This is a genomic window from Bacillus sp. FJAT-26390 (assembly GCF_001682865.1).
Lineage (GTDB): Bacteria > Bacillota > Bacilli > Paenibacillales > Paenibacillaceae > Pristimantibacillus.
This window is the reverse complement of record NZ_MAQX01000035.1, coordinates 190,664-212,976: the sequence shown is the minus strand read 5'-3', so window position 1 is coordinate 212,976 and position 22,313 is coordinate 190,664. Positions and strand designations below refer to the sequence as shown.

At 48.1% G+C, this 22,313-nt stretch carries 21 protein-coding genes; 19 read left to right on the top strand and 2 right to left on the bottom strand.

Going from position 1 to position 22,313, the window contains the following annotated elements; all coding sequences use genetic code 11:
* Positions 1 to 369 precede the first annotated feature (369 nt).
* The 8 genes from A7975_RS30085 to A7975_RS30055 all read left to right on the top strand — a co-directional run bounded on the left by A7975_RS30085 (position 370) and on the right by A7975_RS30055 (position 8,685).
* On the top strand, positions 370 to 1,935 hold the full coding sequence (locus A7975_RS30085; protein WP_065387588.1) for a 2-isopropylmalate synthase: 1,566 nt from the start codon (positions 370 to 372) through the stop codon (positions 1,933 to 1,935).
* A gap of 33 nt (positions 1,936 to 1,968) precedes the next feature.
* Entirely contained in the window at positions 1,969 to 2,781 is an 813-nt protein-coding gene (locus A7975_RS30080; RefSeq protein ID WP_053374187.1) for a class I SAM-dependent methyltransferase, read from the top strand.
* Between the two features lie 538 nt (positions 2,782 to 3,319).
* A complete protein-coding gene (locus A7975_RS30075; RefSeq protein WP_053374188.1) occupies positions 3,320 to 4,063 on the top strand; it encodes an ABC transporter ATP-binding protein in 744 nt (247 codons plus the stop codon).
* Between the two features lie 61 nt (positions 4,064 to 4,124).
* Entirely contained in the window at positions 4,125 to 4,355 is a 231-nt protein-coding gene (locus A7975_RS30070) for a hypothetical protein (RefSeq protein ID WP_053374189.1), read from the top strand.
* 44 nt (positions 4,356 to 4,399) lie between these two features.
* Entirely contained in the window at positions 4,400 to 5,329 is a 930-nt protein-coding gene (locus tag A7975_RS30065; protein WP_065387587.1) for a polyprenyl synthetase family protein, read from the top strand.
* A 127-nt stretch (positions 5,330 to 5,456) separates the two neighbouring features.
* Complete coding sequence (locus tag A7975_RS34405) at positions 5,457 to 5,627, top strand: competence pheromone ComX (RefSeq protein WP_157265765.1); 171 nt, start codon at positions 5,457 to 5,459, stop codon at positions 5,625 to 5,627.
* Positions 5,628 to 5,660: 33 nt separating this feature from the next.
* On the top strand, positions 5,661 to 8,057 hold the full coding sequence (locus A7975_RS30060) for an ATP-binding protein (protein WP_065387586.1): 2,397 nt from the start codon (positions 5,661 to 5,663) through the stop codon (positions 8,055 to 8,057).
* Complete coding sequence (locus A7975_RS30055) at positions 8,035 to 8,685, top strand: response regulator transcription factor (protein WP_065387585.1); 651 nt, start codon at positions 8,035 to 8,037, stop codon at positions 8,683 to 8,685. The genes A7975_RS30060 and A7975_RS30055 overlap by 23 nt, the downstream gene beginning before the upstream one ends.
* 97 nt (positions 8,686 to 8,782) lie before the next feature.
* On the opposite strand, the gene A7975_RS30050 is transcribed toward A7975_RS30055, so the two are convergent.
* Together A7975_RS30050 and A7975_RS30045 are read right to left on the bottom strand one after the other, a co-directional pair.
* Positions 8,783 to 9,709, bottom strand: a complete 927-nt coding sequence (locus tag A7975_RS30050; protein ID WP_065387584.1) for a phosphotransferase family protein — start codon at positions 9,707 to 9,709, stop codon at positions 8,783 to 8,785.
* Positions 9,710 to 9,745: 36 nt separating this feature from the next.
* Positions 9,746 to 11,680: an ABC-F family ATP-binding cassette domain-containing protein gene (locus A7975_RS30045; RefSeq protein ID WP_065387583.1), complete on the bottom strand. Its 1,935-nt coding sequence runs from the start codon at positions 11,678 to 11,680 to the stop codon at positions 9,746 to 9,748.
* Positions 11,681 to 11,833: 153 nt separating this feature from the next.
* Here A7975_RS30045 and A7975_RS30040 point away from each other — a divergent pair, with 153 nt between their 5' ends.
* The 11 genes from A7975_RS30040 to A7975_RS29990 all read left to right on the top strand — a co-directional run bounded on the left by A7975_RS30040 (position 11,834) and on the right by A7975_RS29990 (position 22,270).
* A complete protein-coding gene (locus A7975_RS30040) occupies positions 11,834 to 12,442 on the top strand; it encodes a 5-formyltetrahydrofolate cyclo-ligase (protein ID WP_082198550.1) in 609 nt (202 codons plus the stop codon).
* 84 nt (positions 12,443 to 12,526) lie between these two features.
* Entirely contained in the window at positions 12,527 to 13,006 is a 480-nt protein-coding gene (gene moaC / locus A7975_RS30035) for a cyclic pyranopterin monophosphate synthase MoaC (protein ID WP_053374196.1), read from the top strand.
* A gap of 27 nt (positions 13,007 to 13,033) precedes the next feature.
* Positions 13,034 to 13,528, top strand: a complete 495-nt coding sequence (locus A7975_RS30030; RefSeq protein ID WP_053374197.1) for a MogA/MoaB family molybdenum cofactor biosynthesis protein — start codon at positions 13,034 to 13,036, stop codon at positions 13,526 to 13,528.
* Complete coding sequence (locus tag A7975_RS30025) at positions 13,525 to 14,580, top strand: molybdopterin-binding protein (RefSeq protein ID WP_065387582.1); 1,056 nt, start codon at positions 13,525 to 13,527, stop codon at positions 14,578 to 14,580. The genes A7975_RS30030 and A7975_RS30025 overlap by 4 nt, the downstream gene beginning before the upstream one ends.
* Positions 14,581 to 14,634: 54 nt before the next feature.
* Positions 14,635 to 14,868 (top strand): twin-arginine translocase TatA/TatE family subunit, encoded by a 234-nt coding sequence (gene tatA / locus A7975_RS30020; protein ID WP_053374199.1) that lies wholly within the window; start codon positions 14,635 to 14,637, stop codon positions 14,866 to 14,868.
* 130 nt (positions 14,869 to 14,998) lie between these two features.
* Positions 14,999 to 15,751 carry a twin-arginine translocase subunit TatC gene (tatC, locus tag A7975_RS30015; RefSeq protein ID WP_053377614.1) on the top strand — a complete coding sequence of 251 codons (753 nt, stop codon included), beginning with the start codon at positions 14,999 to 15,001 and terminating at the stop codon, positions 15,749 to 15,751.
* 120 nt (positions 15,752 to 15,871) lie between these two features.
* Positions 15,872 to 17,038, top strand: a complete 1,167-nt coding sequence (locus A7975_RS30010; protein ID WP_053374200.1) for a YhgE/Pip domain-containing protein — start codon at positions 15,872 to 15,874, stop codon at positions 17,036 to 17,038.
* A gap of 73 nt (positions 17,039 to 17,111) precedes the next feature.
* Positions 17,112 to 17,702 (top strand): TetR/AcrR family transcriptional regulator, encoded by a 591-nt coding sequence (locus A7975_RS30005; RefSeq protein WP_053374201.1) that lies wholly within the window; start codon positions 17,112 to 17,114, stop codon positions 17,700 to 17,702.
* Between the two features lie 341 nt (positions 17,703 to 18,043).
* On the top strand, positions 18,044 to 19,882 hold the full coding sequence (locus A7975_RS30000) for a heparinase II/III family protein (protein ID WP_065387581.1): 1,839 nt from the start codon (positions 18,044 to 18,046) through the stop codon (positions 19,880 to 19,882).
* A gap of 33 nt (positions 19,883 to 19,915) precedes the next feature.
* Positions 19,916 to 21,049 carry a glycoside hydrolase family 88 protein gene (locus tag A7975_RS29995; protein WP_141680457.1) on the top strand — a complete coding sequence of 378 codons (1,134 nt, stop codon included), beginning with the start codon at positions 19,916 to 19,918 and terminating at the stop codon, positions 21,047 to 21,049.
* Between the two features lie 15 nt (positions 21,050 to 21,064).
* A complete protein-coding gene (locus tag A7975_RS29990) occupies positions 21,065 to 22,270 on the top strand; it encodes a DUF2264 domain-containing protein (protein ID WP_255314611.1) in 1,206 nt (401 codons plus the stop codon).
* Positions 22,271 to 22,313 lie beyond the last annotated feature (43 nt).

Below are 22,313 nucleotides of genomic sequence, written 5' to 3'. Positions count from 1 at the left end.
TCGAGGCTTGCTCATCGCATTGCGGTGAGTCACTCGAAATCGTACAGAGAGCTGCGGGGTGGTGCGACGCAGTCGAAGCTGAAGTTTGAATCTCGCCTGGGAGCGGATTGGTGGAAACGGATTGTCAGCTGACAATACGCGTACACCGTTACGGCTAGCCGCCGTCATCGGGCATTTAAGCGGGCTCAGATCCCCGCAGAAAGCAGCAGGACGTCCTAGCGGATGTACCTCGCCCCTGCTTCTGCATCAAGGACTGGCCAATTAGAGTGGTACCACGGCAGCGTAAAGCTCGTCGTCTCTTACAAGGAGACGACGAGCTTTTTTTTGTACCCAAAAACAATCCAACCCACCTTTAGGAGGCATATAATCATGACAAATGAAATGAAAAAAATTCAAATTTTTGATACGACACTGCGGGATGGCGAGCAATCGCCCGGTGCTTCCCTGGATCCGGAACGTAAAATCATCATTGCCCGCCAGCTGGGCAAACTGGGCATCGATGTCATAGAGCCGGGCTTTCCGGTCTCTAGCCCCGGAGAGTTCGCAGCGGTGCAGCAAATCTCACGCGAGCTGCAGCATGTGGAGATCGCCGGATTCGCTAGGGCTGTAAAGGTTGATATTGACGCTGCTGTGAAAGCGACGCAGGATGCGGCGCGGAGACGGCTTCACTTATTTATTTCCTCGTCGGACATCCATCTTAATCATCAACTGCGCAAATCGCGTGATGAGGTCGTGCAAATTGCCCGTGAGATGGTCGCATACGGAAAACAATTTGTGGATGAAATCGAATTTTCGGCCATGGATTCTACAAGATCCGGCAGAGATTTTGTCATTCAGCTCGTAGAAGCGGTCATTGCCGAAGGAGCAACGATTATCAACCTGCCAGATACGCTTGGTTACGCCATGCCCGAGGAAATGAGCGAGCTGTTCCGCGCAGTGCGCAAGCAAGCCAGAGGCGGCGAAACGGTAAGATATAGCGCACATTGCCACAATGACCTTGGCCTTGCGGTCGCGAATAGCATTGCGGCGATCCATGGGGGCGCCACGCAAATTGAAGTGACGGTAAACGGCATTGGCGAGAGAGCGGGCAACTGCTCGTTGGAAGAGCTGGTTATGGCAATCGAAACGCGCAAGGATGCGATTCAAGCGGAGACAAACATTCAAATCGGTGAAATTTTTGAAACGTCCCGTATGGTTAGCCGCGCGATGCACTTCCCGATCGCTTACAACAAGCCGATTGTTGGACGCAATGCATTCCAGCATGAATCAGGCATTCATCAGGATGGCCTGCTCAAAAACCGCAATACGTATGAAATCATGGACCCGGAAGCGATGGGCATCCCGCGCAACATGATCATACTAGGCAAGCATTCCGGCCGCCATGCGATTAAGCACCGCCTTTCCGAATACGGCATCGACATGTCGGATGCTCAGTTGCAGGATGTGTACGACAAATTCAAGGAAACGGCAGACGCGCAAAAGATCGTCACGGATGACGAGCTGATCCGGATTGCGGGCGAGCTGACAGAGACGCAGCCAGATCCTTATGTGCTTGTTGATCTGCATGTTCATGCGGGTACGCAGCGGTCTAGAACGGCGACGGTAACGATTCGGGAAAATGAGTTTGGGACGGAGCAGTCGTATATGGCGATGGGAGCCGGGCCTATTGAGGCGGTTATCCATGCGATTCAACAAGCGATTCCGGTAGCAGCCGAGTTTGAGGATCTGGAGCTTCACTCCTTGTCAACAGGCGAGGATGCGCATGGAGAAGCGGTTGTGAGCATTGTGCATATGCAGCAGCGCTTCCGTGGCACTTCGATTCACAAGGACATTGTTCTAGCCGCTGCGCAAGCCTACATCGCAGCTTGCAATCAGGCGGTCATGACAACGGGAAAAAGGTATGTGGAATCCAGCCCGGCTAAAGCAGCTAACTGATTGTGGCTTAAACCATAAAGGGAGTGGTTTATGATGGATAAAATCATACAATACTACAACCAATTTGATGAATGGGGGCGTCTCGAAAGAGCGCCCCTTGAGTTTATCGTAAATTGGTTTCATATCAGTCGATACTTGCCGGAGAGCGGACATGTGCTCGATAACGGCGCCGGTCCAGGCAAGTATGCAATGGAGCTGGCAAGAAGCGGTTATGACGTTACGTTAACGGATTTAACGCCAAGGCTGGTGCAGCAGGCAGAGGATAAGGCGGAGGAGCTTGGGCTTGCTGAGCGCTTTAAAGGGTTCTATACTGCCAATGCTAAAAGTTTAACGATGCTCCAAGATGAGCAATTTGACGCTTCGCTTATGATGGGGCCGCTGTATCATTTGCAGCAGCAGGAGGAACGTAACCAGGCTGTCCGAGAACTATACCGCGTAACGCAAAGCGGCGGGTATGTGTTTGTTTCTTTTATGACGAGGATCAGACATTTGCTCACAGCGCTTGCGCATCCGCAGAGCTGGAAGCCCACCGACAATATGGGAGCCATTTTAGATTTTATGGACAACGGCATCTTTAATCATACGGACGAAGGCAGGTTCACTGGCGTCTACTATCATTTAATAGAAGAGATAAAACCTCTTATGGAGGCACATGGATTTGAAACGGTTAAATTAATAGGCTCATCGAGCGTTGCCGGCGCTTTGACGCAGGAGCAATTCGATTATTGGCAATCGCTTGGAGAGCGTGAATATGCAAAATGTATGGAGCTTGTTTGCGAGTACGCGGATAACGTCCATCTGCTGGGAACCTCCTCGCATTTGCTGTATGTCGGCAAGAGAAAATAACCTCGTTTAATTGCCAAATTTAGTGTTGTGCACAAAGTTATCCACAATCGAGTGCCTTTTTGTGTATAAGATGAAGAAAACCCTGAAAACACTGGATTTACTTAAGCTTCACATTGTGTGCGAAAAGGGGATAGTTTTTTCATACTAAAGTTGTGGATAATGTGTATAACATGGATAAACAATAGGGAACGTATGAGTTTGTACCTATGAAACGACGAAATCCGCGAAAATACTACTATAATGCCTGCTTATTATCGACAGAATTAACTAACAATTTATACAGAGTTGTTGATATCTTTGTGGATAACAAAATACATCTAATATTTAGTACGAATGGTAAATAGTTGATCCTCTATCACTTGGTTGCGCTTACATTGCGGTACCGCAAAAAATTTGCGTGAATTACTAGTCATGTTTTCGGTGAAATAGTTTGTGTTATGCGTTATCGTGAAGCTATGAAATATACCGAGAACATGAATCTAGCATATTAACGAATAACTCACGCAAAGCTTAAGTGTGAATGGAGGTTAACCAAGGAATGGAAAAGGAAACGATCATTCAAGTAAGTTCGGTCAGCAAGTACTATGGTGCGAATAAGGCAGTGGATCGGGTATCCTTCAAAGTAAATGAAGGAGAGATTTTCGGAATTATCGGTACGCACGGTGCAGGAAAAACGACGCTGCTCGAAATGCTAATGGGTATTCGTATGCCAGACCAAGGAAGCATCCGCATATACGGCCACGATGTGGTGCATGATGCAGAACGATTGAAGGAAGACATCGGAATCCATCTGCAAAGCACGTCTTTGGTCGACAAAATGAATGTTCGTGAAGCTATGGAGCTGTTTCAAGGCTTCTACAAACGAAAAAATGATTTGGACAATATCATTGAACAATTTGGACTTAGCCCATATTCGGATAAATTAGTAAAGCGCCTCTCAGGCGGCTGGAGACAGCGCACGGCACTTGCAATTGCATTAGTAAATGATCCTAAAATCATATTTTTGGATGAACCGACAACGGGTCTGGACCCGCAAGCCAAAAAAGAATATTGGACGCTGCTTAAGCTGCTTAAGCAACAGGGGAAAACGATCGTCGTTGCCTCGCATGACATGGAAGAGATTCAACGGAACTGCAATCGCGTTTGCGTGATGCGCAAAGGCGAATTTATTACATGCGATAATCCATCGTCGCTTATCGCGCAGCTGCCCGGCGGCGGCATGACTATGGAAGCTGTTTATATGCACCATGCAGTTGAACTGGATAGGAGTGTCAGCGTATAAGGATAATCAAACATTAAGCAAAGGATTTAAAAGGGAAATGTTCAAGGAGGGCTTTTTAGAAATGGATCATCGCGATCGCATCGAAAGTCCGTCAGTCGAGCGCAAAGAATTATTGGAATTACGAATGGAGATGATCGCTACCTTAATGAATCAAATGAGCGAGGGGGGAAATAAGAAACAAGATAGCGAAACGGATAATAAGCGCAAACATCCCAGCGACTGTTACGGCATAATGAAGCATCATTGGTTAGCTCATTTTGTAAATGTGGTACACCGTATGTTCACTTTATGATTTCATAGTATAATAGAATGATCTTGATTGGCGGAGGATCGCTTGTGAACGATAGTATTCCACTCATTGGTCATCAAATGCGGACGATGGTTCAGCGGTTTTTTACTGCTGAACCTCTTGCACGATTCGCAGAGCTTTTTATTGAGGACAAGCTTGCTGAAACGATTCGGTTTGGCCAGCTGACCGTTATTCATTATCGCATGTTTGGCGGTCATAGCGACGAAGTGTACGAAGCGGCAGCGGCAGTTGAGCTGTTTATTTTGGCATCGGACATATTGGATGATTTGCAGGACCAGGACGCTCCACACAAGCCCTGGATGCAGGCTCCTCAGCCTGTGGCGATTCATGTTGCCTCGGCGCTATTAACGTTGTCGCAGCAAGCAATGCTGAGCAGCGCTCCTTCCGATGCGATGAGAATCGCGCTTATGGAAATGATGAACAGGCTGCTGCTTCAGTCGGCCAACGGCCAGATGCTCGACATTATGAATGAGATTGTAGACGAGCAATCCTATTTGGACATGGTTAAGCAAAAATCAGCGACATTGCTGCAGCTCGCTTGTATGACAGGTGTTATGCTTGCCGGTGAGCCTTGGAACGAAGTGGTGGCAGAATATGCAGCTGAAATTGGCATAGCCGCCCAAATTCAAAATGATCTGCGGGATTTGCTGAGATGGGACGACAAGAGCGATTTTCTCCAGCGCAAACGTACGCTGCTCACGCTTTATTTAATAGAGAGCGAAGCAGAGGCGGATTGCTGGATAAAGGAGTATTTTGAAGGACGGATCTCGCTAGAGGATGTAGCCATGAAGCGTGAGCTTTTCCTCGAAACATGCGAAAGAACAGGCACTATTTTGTATGGTTCAGTCATGAGCCGGATGCACTACAATCGATTTGAAGAGCTGGTAGACTCTATTCAGGAGATTAGTCCTTGGAAATCGACATTTTTACATATTATAAATCAAAGAATTGCATAAAAACACACCGCGCAAAAGTCACTTCGGTAAATACGAATCACTTTTGCGTTTTCTGTCGATTCTATTCCTGTTATAGTAGAGAAGTAGTATATTTTTATAATAATAGTAACGAATTGGAGGAGTTAAAATGTTAAAAGAAGCGATTCGTCAATTGGTAAACAGCACTGAAAAAATGTCCATGGCTATGGGTGGACAATTGCAAGTTGCAGGTGTCTCGGCTGCAGAACAAAAAGCTCTTCTTGGTGAACTGAAGAACAAAAACGAGAAAAACAGCGGATACGCATACATGTGGGGCTAAGAATTTGATATTGTTTGAAGGGAAGAGGACAGCATGAGACCTACATTCTTAAACCGCATTGTAGCAATCCTCTTCCTAGCAGTGCTTCTCTCATCAGTAGTTTACTTAACTTCGGTTATAGCTACTATCCCATCAATCGGGGCAATTCTGATCAATGATTCGAGCGATAATTATATCGTTAAATCGATAGAGCCCGCGGGTCAGGCAGAAGTAAAAGGAATTAGGGTTGGCGACCGGATTTTAGAGGTAAACGGCGAGCCGGTTAATGAATTTCGAAATGTGAAAAAATATAATTCGATAGAGTATGCTGATAATGTGCTTGTTTTACATAAAGACAACAGTCAGCAAGAGATCACCTTTCCAAAAGGCTGGACAGGCGAACACTCGCTATGGGAGCTATTTATTCAGCTATACATCCCAGGCATATCGCTTATTATTTTTTGTGCATTTTCGGGATTTCTTTATGTTAAGCGTAGAAACGATAGAGCAGCAATTATGCTCATTTTATTTTTTATTTCGATAGGAATTAGCTATTACAGCTCAGCGGCTTCTTATCGAAGCGATCCTGTTGGAACCGCCATTCTTTATCTCGTAATGCCACTTATCCCATTGTTGTTTATGAGTTTCATGAGCATATATTTGCAAAGATTTAACGTAAGCTTCATTAGCAAGAGACTGCTGCGGTTATTATTTGCGGTAGTGGGCGGAGTAGGCTTTACAAGCTTGTTATATTTTTGGACAGATCTATTTCCAATACAAGTTTATATTTATATTAAGATGGCCTTTAGCGGTATTTTGCTCTTAGGCAATTTAGTGTGCGTATATAAGCTTATTCGCAAGTTTATCGAACATCGCAATACCAAATTACACTCATTGTTTACGATAACTTTAATCTCACATCTGGTAGCTTTTACGCCATTTGCGACATTGAATTTACTTCCTCAAATTTTCGGAAAGAACCAAATTTTCCCTGCTGCATTTACAGCGCTCTTCTTATTCGTTTTGCCGATTGTATATTTCTATCTATCAACTTCGAATCAATTGTTCGACATCGATTTTATTTTAACGAGATTTAAATACTACACTGCACTAGCCATCTTTCCATCAATCATTGTGTCCGCGCTAGTGGCGATATTAATACTAGGAGAGAATAATCCGTCATGGTCCGTATGGTTTGGCGTATTTTTTGTCATCTACATCGGAATGACGTTGTTTCTATATGGGAAGGAACAAATTGATCAGCGATTCAGACCTAAGCTCTTCAAGGCGATGTACAGCTATCAGGATAGCCTTGACCGTTTCTCTCGCAAAATCGCCAGAGTCATGAAGCAAGGTGATTTGGAAGCGGTTCTGATGCAGGAAATTTCGGAGCTTTTGCCGGTAAAACGAATTACTTTTTTGCTTGTAGAGCAATCAGAGAACACGGTATATCCGATGGGAGAGCACCCCGAGGAGCTCATCACCGCGGAGTTTTTGCTTGGAACGGTAAACTCCCTTCAGGTAGGGGAGTTAATCGAGCTGCCTTACGGTCTAGGACTTGTTATTGGCCGGCAGCGGTCGAGATACCATATTTTATGGATTGGCATGAAGACGAACCATACCCGCTTTAACTCGGACGAGCTCCGTTGGCTAAAAACGATGTCCAGCTATTCAAGCATCGTATTTGAGAATTTATATTTAATTGAAGGATTAATCGAGGATCTGGAATCTGAGGTTCGCAAAGAACATTCCACCTCGCCATGGGTGCTTCGTTTGTTATTTTGCTTGTCAGAGAACGAGAGAAGAAAGCTTGCCGCGGATTTGCACGACTCGGCGCTCCAGGATCAGCTGCTATGGTACAGAAAGCTTGAAGCCATTATGATGGACTATCCGATTTCGGATAACCTCGGTCGCGAGCTGGAGGACATCAAAGAGGGACTGCTGGATGTTATTCACCAAATTCGTGAGACCTGCAACGAGCTTCGGCCGCCGCTTTTGAAAGAGATGGGCGTCGTTGAGGCTGTTGAATCGATCATAGAGCATACGCAAATGAGGGTGAACTTTGCGGTTGATTTCCGTGCGAAAACATTCAGCCGTCCACTAAATGAGGAACAAATTACGGCTATTTATCGGATCGTGCAAGAATTGCTGCGCAATGCAGACAAGCATTCACAGGCAAAATTAGTCATTCTCGAGCTCGAGCTACGTAAAGGAACGATATATTTCCGATATCAGGACGATGGTGTCGGAATGGATGTCAATCAAATGATTGTTTCTTTTGAGCATATGGGCTTGTCGGGTATTAAAGAGCGGGTGACAGGTCTAGAAGGTGACATATCATTTTATTCGGAACGCGGTAACGGCCTAGAGGTTGTTATTTTGTTGCCAGAAGACATGACAACCGGCAGATCGGAGAGGGGAATATCGCGTGATTCGTATCTTATTAGTTGATGATCATCCTTCCGTTGGGGAAGGAACTAAAAACATGATTGAGCAAGATAGTGAAATGTCTGTCTCGGTTGTTCTATCAGCGATCGAGGCATTGGATATCGTGCAAATAGAGCATTTTGATCTGATCTTATGTGACTTGAATATGCCAGGCATTAGCGGATTAGAATTGACCAAGCGTTTAATTCAACAGGATCCTCAGCGCAAGGTCATTATTTATTCCGGCTATGAGATTGGATCACACTTTAATTTGTTAATAGAGTCAGGTGTTTCAGGCTTTATATCCAAGACGGTATCCAGAGAACAGCTGCATAACGCAATACGCAGCGCCATGAGAGGCGACACCGTTATCCCGATTTCGCTATTGAAACAGCTTAGACGTCATGAGGTCACCATTGGTCGTTCGGAAGTAACGATCGAGGATGTATCCATCAACGAAAAAGAGCAAACGATTTTGCATGAGGTAGCAACGGGCATTAGCAATAAAGAGCTGGCGGCGATGCTCCATGTGAGTCAGAGAAATGTGGAATACCAGTTGTCGCGCATATTCGATAAGCTAAACGTACGCTCTCGTTCGGAAGCGATTAAAGAGGCGCAGCGCCTAGGCCTTATTAGCTTGGAACAATATTAAGTTTGTCAGGTTATCGTTCCATGATTCACGGAATTAAGCATTTAGCTGGTAAATAATAAACGGCAGGCGAAGGAGTGCTCCTTCATCTGCCGTTTTTTCATTTTGATAATAGGCTAAGCATATAATTGTCCAATCGCTCGGCCATTAATGCATCGGTTAATCCGTTGACTCCAAATGCTGCCCATCCAGCATATACCGTTGGCTGTCCAAACAAGATGTCGACCAAGGACAGGAGATCCCAATAAGGCTCATATTGGAAGGAGGGACCTGCATATTTCATATATGCTTTCAAAAATGCGTCGGCAGTCTCAACGTCGTACAGCTGGGCTAAATCGACTCGACAATGACCGACATCGATGCCGGCAGGTCCGCGGCAAGCATTAACCCAATCGACAACACCGCTTGCTTTGCCATCTTTCCATACTACATTGGCTGGATGATAGTCACGGTGAATTAACGAAGGTTTTGCCTTTGGCTGCGGCCCTTTTACTAGCGCGACAACCTTGTCCCAGCATTCCGTATAGGTTGACCAAGATGGAGACTCGAAAGTAGAAAGATCTTGGTACGTGAAATATGTCCAAGTAAAATGGTCTGCTTCGACTTTATGGATCTGAGCGAGCGTCTCCGCCAAGCCGTCGATCCACGACTCCATACTAGGCGGCCGCAAAACAACGGTACCAGCCAGCTGCGTCATCAATACAGCCGGTATTCCGCAACTGTCGCCAGTTACGTCATAAGCAAGAATTCGAGGTGTCGGAACAGCGGTTTGCGCGACTAAGCGTAAGCTTTCTGCCTCATGAAGCGCCAAATCCGGCTCTTCTTGAAGCCACTCTGCGTTGTCGACTTGCCGTAAAACGACTTTTAATTCGTCGTCATTTACATGAAGCACGATGCTATGCATGATGGAGGACATTCCGCCATGCAGCCGCTGGATGGATCGAACGACTGCTTGCGGGTGCACGGCATCGATTACCCACTGCAGCATGCGATCTGAAAGCTGATCTTTAGAATCGGATGTTATCATAATCCCATCCTTTCACGATTCTGCAGAAGAATGTTATTACATATATTGCTCCCATTCCTCGTAAGCAGTCGATAAAGCGTTTTTGCGTGCTTCAATAGCAGCTTGGATTTCTTGAATCCGAATATAATCATTAAAAATCGCAGGATCAGCAAGCTGCTCCTCAAGCTCCGTAATCTGCTGCTCAAGTGCAGCAATTTCTTGCTCCAGCTGTTCGAGCTTCCGCTGCTTTGCCCGTTCCTCGCGTTTTGCTTGTTTGTCGGCTTCGTAGGAGCTAACAGGCGCATTGTCGGAATTAGCTGTAGATTTCGAGTTTGAAGCCTGTTTTGACAGTGCCTCGAGCCGTGCTTCCTCGATTTCATTTTTTTTCTCTATCATTTCGTCATAATTTCCTAGGAAATGATCCGTACCTGACGGTTTAAGTTCGACAATTCGTTCTGCCATCTTGTTTAGGAAGTAACGGTCATGCGAGATGAAGAGCAATGTCCCTTCATAGTCAAGCAATGCTGCTTCAAGCACCTCTTTGCTAAAGAGGTCAAGATGGTTCGTAGGCTCGTCCAAAATAAGCACATTGGCGCCGGCAAGCATAAGCTTGGCTAGAGAAACACGTGCTTTCTCACCGCCACTTAGCGATGATATCCGCTTGAGCACATCTTCACCGCTGAACAAGAAGTTGCCGAGAACGGTGCGAATACGGGCTTCCTCCATATGGGCATAGCTGCCCCAAACCTCTTCTAGAACGGTATTTTGTCCGTTTAGCCTCGTTTGCTCTTGATCATAATAACCAAGCTTCACATGGGTTCCGAACCGAATGGTTCCCGTAGTTGGCTCATTCTGGCCGACGATCACCTTCAGCAGCGTTGATTTTCCAATACCGTTCGGACCAATCAGGGCAACGGTCTCTCCACGAGTAAGCTGGAAGGAGACATTGCGGAAGATGGGAGAGTCTTTGCCAGGAAACGTGACGGATACATCAGACACGGACAGCACGTCTTTACCGGTCTGGCGCTCGATTTCGAAAGTGAAATGAGCCTTCTTCAAATCGCCTTGAGGCTTGTCGAGACGATCCATTTTGTCCAACGCTTTGCGCCTGCTTTGCGCGCGCTTCGTTGTCGAAGCACGCACAAGGTTGCGCTGAACGAATTGTTCCATACGCGAGATTTCATCCTGCTGCTTCTCGAACTGGCGCATATTGATCTCGTATTCGGCAGCTTTCAGCTCCATATAGCGACTATAGTTCCCGGTGTAGCGCTTAGAAGTATGGCGCTCGATTTCAATAATCGTTTGGGCGAGCGCATCTAGGAAGTAGCGGTCATGGGATACGACAAGAATCGCTCCCGAATATCCGCGCAGATAGGATTCCAACCAGGTTAATGTCTCAATGTCGAGATAGTTGGTAGGCTCATCAAGCATGAGCAAATCGGGCGCTTGAAGCAAAATTCGGGCGAGAGCAAGCCGTGTCTTTTGTCCACCGCTTAATGTAGCGATTAACGTATCTGGCGGAAAGCTGCCAAAGCCCATACCGTGAAGGACGCTGTTAATGCGGGTGTTGATTTCAAAGCCGCCTTGCTCACGGTACCAATCTGAGCGTTTAGCGTACCGATCGAGTGTATCGGCATAACGTTTCTCATCTTCATGAAGCGCCGGATCGGCAATTTTGACCTCAAGCTCGCGCAGCTCCTGTTCAGCTTCGATTAAATGGGCAAACACAGCTCGCATTTCCGCCTCGATCGTCCGATCGGATTGCAAGCCGCTGTTCTGAGCAAGATAGCCGATTTTTGTTTCTTTTGCTTTATGGATTGCGCCTGAGTCAGCGGACATTTCGCCGGCGATAATTTTTAGGAGCGTTGATTTGCCTGCGCCGTTAACGCCAACGAGACCGATTCGTTCTCGTTCTTGTACCTGCATAGAAATATTGGATAATACGACATTTACGCCGTAGCTCTTCGTTACGTTAGAAACTTGCAGCAGCATTTTGAAACCTCCAACAAAAAATTGTAAAGAACGAATGCTTTTACTACTCAATAGTGTACCATAAACGAGCGCTAACATTGGCGAAAGTTGCATAACAGTGGTAAACTACTATTAATGAAAGAAAATGATGGGAAGCAGAATAGGTGAGTGCTTTTGGCTGAGCAAAATCAACTTGTCGATAAAGCATACATACGCAAACAGATGGCGATAAAGCGCAACAGCTTGCTGCCAGAGCAGCGGAAATTATGGTCAGACCTTGCCTGCGCGAATGCAGGAAAATGGCTTGAGAATCATTTGTCAGCAAAACTTATGGTTTACGTGTCTTTTCGAAGCGAGCTCGATTTGTCCAGCCTCATTGAAGATTGCTGGCAAGCGGGAAGAGAGGTAATCGTACCAAGGTGCGTGGAGTCCGATCGTTCGATGACTCTTCATTATTTGCGCAGCTGGGACGATCTTATGCCTGGTGCTTACGGCATTATGGAGCCGAATCCCGCTGTGACACCGCCAATCGAAGAAGGTTATGTACCTGATATCGTATTGGTTCCGGGTATCGCTTTTGATCGGAATGGCGGACGCCTTGGTTACGGCGGCGGATATTATGACCGATTTGCGGAAGCGGTAGCTAGAGGAAACGACAAAACAACAAAGACGTTATGGCTCGGGATGTCGTTTGAGGCACAGTTCATTGCTGAAGTTCCGTTAGAGGAACATGATCTCAAAATGGATGGATGGATATCGGAGTCAGGCGTTTACTTGCTTTAATGAAAATGAGAGGCTAGCTAAATTAACGAAGCGGCGACGGCCTTTTTGGGTGGAGAGTCGTTTAGGCTAAAAGGAGCGATAGAGGTGGAGCTGACGCATTTTAACGAGCAGGGCCGGGCGCGGATGGTGGACATCTCTGATAAGGAAGTCACTTCACGCACAGCGGTCGCACAAACCAAAGTAACGATGAACCCTGACACATTAGCTCAAATCAAGGCAGGCAAGGTTGGAAAGGGCGATGTGCTGGCCGTTGCTCAGGTTGCCGCAATCATGGCCGCAAAAAAAACAGCTGATTGGATACCAATGTGCCATCCGCTCCCGCTCACAGGCATAAATGTAGTATTCAGCGATAATGGGACGGATGAGCTTTACATAGAAGGCACTGTAAAGACAACCGGAAAAACCGGCGTCGAGATGGAGGCGCTGACAGCTGTGTCAGCCGCAGCCTTAACGGTGTACGACATGTGCAAGGCGCTGCAAAAGGATATGGTGATTGGACCAACGCAGCTGGTATCGAAAACGGGCGGCAAAAGCGGTGATTATCGAATTTCGTCAAACCCATGAGCGGACTAGGGATGGGAGGAATGGTAAATGCGGTGGAAGGTAGCAATATTAACAGCAAGCGATAAAGGGTCGCGCGGGGAACGTGAAGATACGAGCGCGCAAGTTATTCGTGAGTTAATTGAGGAAGAGCTTGGCGGAGAAATTGTCGATTACCGGATTGTGCCGGATGAGCAGGACGAAATTATGGCAGCTATCATTGAAATGACCGAGTATTTCCATGCCGATCTTGTGCTTACGACAGGCGGAACAGGTCTTGCGGAGCGCGATGTTACTCCAGAAGCGACGCTTAAGGTCATTGACCGCGCTGTTCCGGGACTTGCGGAAGCGATGCGGATGGGCGCGCTCCAGAAAACGAGAAGAGCGATGCTTTCGAGAGGCGTATGCGGCATTAGAGGCAGCTCGCTTATCGTGAATCTGCCAGGGAGTCCAAAGGGCGTACATGAGAGTCTAATGGCGATCATGGATCAATTGCCGCATGCATTGGGCATTTTATCCGGTCAGCTGGGGGAGCATAGCTTATGAGCCGGAACCTTGAGCATGAACAGGACGGAACAGAGCAGCACGGCACAACCATACTTCGAGAAGTATCCGTATATGATGCGATTGGAATGCGTCTTGCCCATGACTTGACGCGTATTATTCCAGGCGAGTTCAAGGGCCGTTTATTCAAAAGAGGGCATGTGGTGGAAGAATCGGATATTCCGAGCCTTCTGGATATCGGGAAAGAGCATATCTATATTATGGAGCTTGGCGAAAACGAGCTCCATGAAGATGATGCGGCGATTCGAATGGCTGAAGCTTTATATGGCGATCAATTGCTATTATCTGAACCTCATGAGGGGAAAGTAAGCATAAAGTCGAATATGCTTGGCCTAGCCTCCATCGATAAAGGCATAGTTGATGCCATTAATGAGCTAGGGGAGATTGCCCTGGCTACAATTAAGACCAATACGGTCGTCAAGCCTGGTCAACAGCTGGCGGCAACAAGGGCGATACCGCTCGTCGTATCCAAAGCGAAGGTCGAGAAGGTAGAGCGCCTTGCAGCCGAATACCGGATTGCGAACGGGGGAGCGTCGCCGCTTCACGTACGTCCCTTCCGGAAAATTCGGGCGGGATTGCTGACGACAGGCGGAGAAGTGTTTAACGGCAGAATCGAAGATAAATTTGGTCCGGCCGTAAGAAGCAAGCTCGAGGAGCTTGGCTCGGAGGTTGGGGAGCAGCGATTTGCGCCGGATGATAGACAAACAATTGTCAAGGAAATACACTATTTGCTTGAGCAGCGTTATGATATGATACTAGTAACAGGCGGGATGTCGGTTGATCCCGACGATCGCACGCCAGGCGCGATTAAAGCTTCTGGAGCGGATATCGTAAGCTATGGAACGCCGATGCTGCCGGGCTCGATGCTGCTCATCGGATATTTGAACGGAGTTCCTATTATGGGCTTGCCGGGTTGTGTCATGCATGATCCTTATACGTCATTCGATGTTCTACTGCCGCGTATTCTGGCTGGAGATACGATCGTTCGAGAAGATATTGTCAGCATGGGATATGGCGGACTAAATAGCTGCTAGTGTATAACGCTTACGAAGTATCATTACTGCGTAAAGCTTTGAGGAGGTAACATCATGTCAGGGATAGGTGCAACGGGTATTATATTGCTTGTCTTGGTTGCTTTGCTTCTGTTTGGACCGAACAAGCTGCCAGAGCTTGGACGCGCATTTGGACGGACGCTGCGTGAGTTTAAAGCAGGCGCCAAAGACATCATGGAAGACGATGACCGCAAGGACAAGGATTCGAGTCGGGCTGAAGTGAATCGCTCGGAAAATATCGATAAAGACAATAAGCGGCTTCCGGACTAATCGGGCCCGCTTTTTTCTTGAACAAAGGGATGTAAACGCTAGGCGAAGGAGGTAAGTGCAGGTGGGATCGGAAGCAAAAAACCACTCGGACCAAAAATCACGAAAAGCGCTTCTGCGCGAAGAAGGGCTAATGCCGCTTCTTGAACATCTTGGCGAGCTTCGGAAACGCCTCGTGTATGTGCTCATCATACTAACCTTAGGTTTAGTCGTGGGGCTTATTTTCGCGCAGCCTGCTTATAACTTTCTTATGAGCCAGAAGCCGGCCAATACGATTTCCTTACATACTTTCTCGCTATGGGACGGCATCGGGATGTATATGAAATTTGCTTTTGTTATCGCCTTGATTTTGGCATTGCCTGTCATTGCGTATCAACTTTGGGCGTTCGTAAAGCCGGCACTGCGCAAGAACGAGCAGCGCTCTACGCTCAAATACGTGCCATTCGCGCTGTTCATGTTTTTGATCGGATTGGCGTTTTCGTATTTTGTTGTGTTTCCGCTCGCATTCAACTTTACAAGAACGGTTTCGCAGCATTTGAATCTAGAGGAAACATACGGCATCGCCCAATATTTTACGTTTATGTTTAATCTGTTGATTCCGATATCGCTCCTATTCGAATTGCCGCTCGTCATTATGTTTTTGACGGCCATTCGATTAGTAAATCCGAAGCGGCTTCGCAAAATGCGTCGCCTTGCCTATTTTATTATGGTGTTTATCGGGGTTGTTATTACGCCGCCTGATTTCATTTCAGATGTTTTGGTGGCCATCCCTTTAATCATTTTGTATGAAATCAGTGTTTTTCTATCCGGAACGGTGCACAAAAAGCAGCTGGCGGCAGATGCCAAATGGGAAGCCGATTACGGAGAGTCACCCAATCATGTATAGCGGGAAGAAGAGAAAATAGCTCTTCTTCTTTTTTTTGTTGACAAGACAAGCCTCTCCAAGCAATAATTAAACAATCGTTTAAAACGGTTGTTTAAATAGAGAGAGCGGGAGTGGATAAGGATGAAACATGCATTTCAAGCATTTATGAAAAGGCCGACTACCTGGGTGGGCATTATTACGGCATTAATGTTCCAAGTGATTTTTTCGGTCATTTGGATGACGGGTTATAACGGCGTTACGGATCGTGTGGATCAGCTGCGGATTGCGGTTGTGAATGAGGATCAGCAAATGGGGCAACAAATTTCAAGCGGATTAATTCAAAACTTGCCTTTTGATATGAGGAAGGTAGACAGTGTTGATGAAGCTAAAAAGCAGTTGGATGAGCGTGAGCTTCAAATGGTCGTTGTTGTACCGGCGGATTTCTCGCAAAAGGCGGCAGCGGCAGACGGAACCGCTTCGATCCAATATTATATTAATGAATCGAATCCTGCGCTTATTAAAAGCATCATGAGCGGCGCGGCTGCGCAAATTACAGCAGAGGTTAATCGTCAGGCCGTCACAGGCGGCATTCAGGCGGTGCTTGGCAATATGAGCATGCCTGCTGAGCAAGCAGCGGCTGCGGCTCAAGGATTATCGCAGCGCGTTACGTCGGATATTCAATCGACGAATGCGGTAAAAGGTATGAACAATCAGATGGTTCCGATGATGATGGTGCTTGCATCGTATGTTGGCGCCATGATCATGGGCATGAATTTTGAGCAGTCGTCCATGGCTACGAGCGCTACTGTCAGCAGATGGCGCCGATTCGGTACAAGAAGCATCATTAATGTTGTAGCTGCTGTTCTTGTATCCTTAGTTGGCTCGACGATGCTTGCTTCCTTTGGCGGCCAAATGGATCAGGGCTTCCTTCACATTTGGCTGTTCCAGCTGCTCTTCCTGCTAACCTTCATATTCGTTTCCCAAATGTTCCTATATTTGTTTGGAATGGCAGGCATGCTCTTTAACATTATTTTGTTGTCGGCTCAGCTGGTTACCTCCGGCGCAATCGTTCCACGTGAATTGTTGTCGGATTTCTACATTAAGCTAGGCGATGCTCTTCCAGCTACTTATGCGGTGGACGGAACGATGAACATCTTGTTCGGCGGTCCGGCTGCTACGCCTGACGCGCTGAAATTAGTCATAATTGCGGTTGTCGCGTTTGCAATCAGCGTCCTTGCTGTAGCGGCAAAGCGGCAAGCGGTTCAGCAGCAGCAGCCTCAAGCGGTAATTGCAGGCCAAAAACGATAAAAGTTGGCACTCGCTTGCTGTTTGTCCGTAAATAGAACTAAATAAAAGAAATATGGATTCATGGAGGATGATCATGACAACAGGCGACGCGGATATAAAAATTAGAATATTGTTAGCAGCCAAAAAGCTGTTTGCAAAGAACGGCTTTGAAAAAACGACCGTTCGGCAAATATGCGAGGAGGCTGGAGCTAACATCGCGCTCGTGTCATATCATTTTGGCGGGAAAGAAAATATGTTCGGCGCTTTATTCGAGAACTTTTTTCCCAATGATCAAATCGCTGGGATAGATTCGACGCTTAATCCTGTAGAAGGCGTGCGGCTGCTTATTCGCGAGGTAACGAGGTTTAGATATAGCGATTATGAGCTCATCAGCATCATCCAGCAAGAAATCATAATGAACACGGACCGCATTCAAAAAATACGCAAGCATGTCATGCCGATGTGGAAGCTGCTGCGCCACTGGCTAAAGCAGGGCGAGGAACAGGGGCTGTTCCATTTTCGCTCACTAGATACCGCTTTGATGTCTATTATCGGCGCGCTTTTATTTCATAGACATACGGATTATTGGGCGATCTTGCTTGAAGAAGAGCATCCATCGCTGGAGACGATGAGCGAGGATTTGACTGCGTTCATTATGGGCGGCTTGTATTGCAAGGAAAACTAGCATGAACCACTAACTACCGCTTTGCGAGCAATCGCTGTGCGGTAGTTTTTTTTTGGCTTTTGCGATCGACAAGTGGGTTTAACTGGAAAAGGAGAAATTAACGGTAGAAATTACTACGCAATAGATTGGAATCGTTGACTGAATGCAATCATTTGCAAATAGGTGAATAACTTCAGCCTTCTACTATTCCCTAACTATTGGTACAATCGATAAAGAGGCAGAAAGATCGTAATGAGCGTTCATGATTTTCTGCAAGCGTTTACGTAATGCTGAATTCGTGAGAATGATGAATGTGCGCCGTGCTCGGCAGCTTACACAAATGTAATAGGAGCGAACGAACAATGAATCGCAAGCGAATGAAGGAAGTTTTGGAGCTTAGCAGAAGGCGCGGACTCACGCTGTTTGCTTCGGAGAGCTCATCAGATAGGCTTGTTGCACGATTGAGGGAGTCCAAAACGAATCAGACGCTGATTATGGAAATTAAGTCGGAGGCTGACCTCTTGGTGCAGACGGCTGATCCTGAGCTTACCTATTCGCTATTTCGTGTATACGGCGAAACGGGAGAACGATTGGCGTACGAGCGCGTTTATTTTGAACGGCGCAAAAGGCTGAACGCTTTTGTCATCATGGCTCTTCTGGAGCCGGGCAATAAGGGGTATGAAACAGCCGCTTTGAATATCATTTGGTCGATTTGCAATGAGTTTACATGGTGCCTGCCTGCCCACTTTAATGTGGGAGCGGAGAAGCCGGACATCGATTTGTTTGCTGCGGAGACGGGTTTTGCGCTTAGCGAAGTCAGCTTGTTATTAGGCGACCGCCTTCCTGCTTTGCTCCGCGAGCGGATAGAAGCAGAGGTGGAGCAGCGGATATTCCGTCCTTTTTTGAACCAAGGCCCGTATGGCTGGGAGACGGCTGAGCACAATTGGTCCGCGGTATGCGCTGGGTCGATAGGCGCTGCGGCTATTCACCTGATTGATGATACGGAGCGTTTGTCAGTGGTACTTGAGCGGGTGCTTCATTCGCTGGATTGTTATTTGAGCGGCTTCGGAGAGGATGGCGCATGCGCCGAAGGTTACTTGTACTGGCAGTACGGATTCGGCTACTACGTCTATTTTGCCCAGCTCCTAAAGTCGGCGACAGACGGCAAAATCAATTTATTTGATTCAGCCAAGGTGAAGGAGATCGCGCTTTTCCAGCAGAAAAGCTTTACAGGCGGCAGCACGGTCGTCAATTTCTCTGATTCGCCCGCTTCAAGCGGCATCTTTATGGGACTTAGCTGCTGCTTGCATGGTGAATATGAAGAGGTAATCGTACCGGATGCGAGCTTGAGAGCGGACTATTCGGCAGATCATTGCGGCCGCTGGGCGCCTGCAATTCGTAATTTGGTATGGGTGCGCGAGGAATGGATGGAGTCAGACGCTTCCGGCAGCGTAGCGATCTGGCCATCAGAATCGTATTATTTGCCCGATGTGCAGTGGCTTTTGTCCAGGCATGCTGCGGAGGATGGCGGCAGCTATAGCTTTGCGGCTAAGGGCGGCCATAATGAGGAGCCCCATAACCATAATGATACGGGCCACTTTATCGTGCATGCGGATGGACAAGCGTATTTGGCTGATTTGGGCAGCGGGATGTATACGGCGCAATATTTTGGCGAGGAGCGGTACACGCTTTGGTGCAATGGCTCGCAGGGACATTCTGTCCCGATCATCGATGGCTGTCATCAGCAAAATGGCGCTACGTACCGAGCAACCGTTATGGAAGCGTCTGCAGAGGACAAGCTCTCTGACCAGCTGACGCTAGAATTAAGCGCGGCTTATGGTCATGCCGAGCTTGAATGCTTCGAGCGCCGCTTCCTCTGGAATAAGGATAGGCTGCCAGTTTTGACGCTGACTGACACGATTGCATTTGCAGCAAGCAGCGGGCAGAAGGAGCATACCGTGACGGAGCGGTTCATCACTTTTATTGCTCCCGAGTTAGCTGCGGAGGGCCGAGTTCTGCTAAAAGGCAAGCGGCAATTGAGCATGTCCTATAACCATCAGCTATGGGAGCCTGCCGTGACTCCGCGCAGCGATACCGATCATTTTGGGCATGAGCGCTTTTGGTATACGCTTGATTTTCAAGCTAAGGCTGTCACGGGACCAGCTTTGTCTGCTGAATTTATTTTTCAATTTGACTCATAAATCATTTATTGGCTGCGAGGAGAGGGAATGGCAATGGCAATGGAACAGTTATGGGTAAATGAAGCTTGGGAAAAGGTACATGAGAAGGTAACGCGAACGAGCAGCCGCATTGGCGCTAGATTTCCGCATGCAAGCGTGGATGGCGCTTATGTGCTGGAAGCGCCCCATTGGTGGACGGCGGGCTTCTGGCCGGGCTTGCTTTGGTTATTATACCGTGATTCGGAATCAAAGGATGAGCGCTATAAGGAGATTGCCGAAGCATGCGAGCAGCAGCTCGATGAGGTGCTATTCGGCTATGACCGTTTGGACCACGACATTGGCTTTATGTGGTCGCTGACGAGCGTAGCCCGCTATAAGCTGCTTGGCGAGGAACAATCGCGCAGACGGGCGCTGCTTGCTGCCAGCGTACTTAGCGGACGGTTTAATGTAAAAGGGAATTACATAAGGGCTTGGAATCCTTGGGGCGAGGGCGATCGCAACGAAGGCTGGGCGATCATCGATTGCATGATGAATTTGCCTCTGCTTTACTGGTCGAGCGAAACGACCGGCGATCCGCGATTTAAGCATTTGGCGATGGAACACGCGGATACGGTGCTGGCGCATTTTATCCGGACGGATGGATCCGTTAATCATATCGTTGTATTTGATCCGCAAACGGGGGAGTTTGAAGGCGTAAACGGCGGTCAAGGCTTTGCTCCGAATTCTGCCTGGTCGCGCGGAGCTTCGTGGGCGATTTATGGGATGGCGCTTAGCTACCGGTATACGGGCGAGATAAGATATTTGGAGGCAGCAAAGCGGGTCGCTCATTTCTTCGTTGCGAACTTGCCTGAGGACTCGGTGCCGCATTGGGATTTCCGCTTGCCTTCAGGCGTTGAGCGTTACCGTGACACCTCGGCTGGCGCCTGTGCGGCCTGCGGCTTGCTAGAAATTGCAAGAGCGGTCCCAGATGAGGAATCCGGGCTTTATCAAGCTGCGGGAGAAAGAATCTTGCGATCGATGTATGAGCATTACGGCGCTTGGGACAATTCGCCGGAAGAAGGCTTGATTCTGCATGGGACAAGCCATTATCCAGAGCGCAGAAATATCGATGTACCGCTTATTTACGGTGACTATTTCTTCGTTGAAGGTTTGGCGCGGCTAAGAGGAAATGCCGAGACGTTCTGGTAGGAGGGGGTATTGAGCATGTTGAATCAACATCAGATGGATAGCTCGCTTCCAGCCCGCGAATATTGGCTGGAGCAGCTGTTAGCGATAAGCGACCCGGTGCTTACAGCACTCGCCGAGCGCCGCCTGAAGGAAAAGATGCCGGTTGAATGCGCAGAAATTGAAGGGGCGAGTGAGGAAGAAAAAGCGGCTTTATTGGCGGACCGAGCTAAATACACCCATTTGGAAGCGCTCGGGCGGCTTTTGTCCGGTATGGCTCCTTGGCTTGAAAACAGAGGGCTTACAGGAGTAGAGGAAGAGCTGCGCAGCCGATATGCTGAGCTCGCCCGCACCGCTATCGATGCTGGCACCGATCCGGAGTCGCCGGATTGCATGAACTTTAGCGATGGCTTCCAGCCGATCGTTGATGCGGCTTTTTTGGCGCAAGCGATCCTTCGTGCCCCTATAGAGCTTGGGGAGAAGCTTTCGCCGCGCGTGAAAGCTAATGTTATTGCTGCACTGAAGCATACGCGGACGAGGAAGCCGGTATTCTCGAACTGGCTGCTGTTCGCTGCAACGATCGAATCCGCTTTGCTTAAGCTTGGAGAGAGCGACTGGGACCCTATGCGGATCGATTACGCTTTAAAGCAGCATGAGCAGTGGTATTTGGGTGATGGGGCTTACGGGGATGGTCCGGATTTTCACTGGGACTATTACAACAGCTTCGTAATTCAGCCGATGCTCGTTGATGTGCTTGCCGCGGCAGGCGGTCACTACGAGGAATGGGACGCGATGCGGGCTGCAATAACGAGCCGTGCCAGCCGCTATGCGGGCGTGTTAGAGCGACTGATCGCAGCTGATGGAACATATCCGCCGATCGGACGGTCGCTCGCCTACCGCTTTGGCGCTTTCCAGAGCTTGGCCCAAAGCGCGTTGCTGGACGCTTTGCCTGAGGATGTAAGTGCCGCGCAGGTTCGCTGCGCGCTAACGGCAGCCATTCGGAGGACGCTTGAACAGCCTGGCAACTTTACGCCGGACGGCTGGCTCACCATCGGCTTCTGCGGCCATCAGCCGAATATAGGCGAGCGTTATATTTCAACCGGAAGCCTTTATCTGTGCGCTGCGGTGTTTCTGCCATTAGGCTTGCCGAGCGAGCATCCGTTTTGGAGCGGGGCAGATGAGGCATGGACGGCGCAGAAGGCGTGGTCGGGGCAGCCGTTTGGCATCGATACGGCATTGAAGTAAGCGAGGCTGGTCATTAAAAAGGCAGACGACGGACAATTCCGTC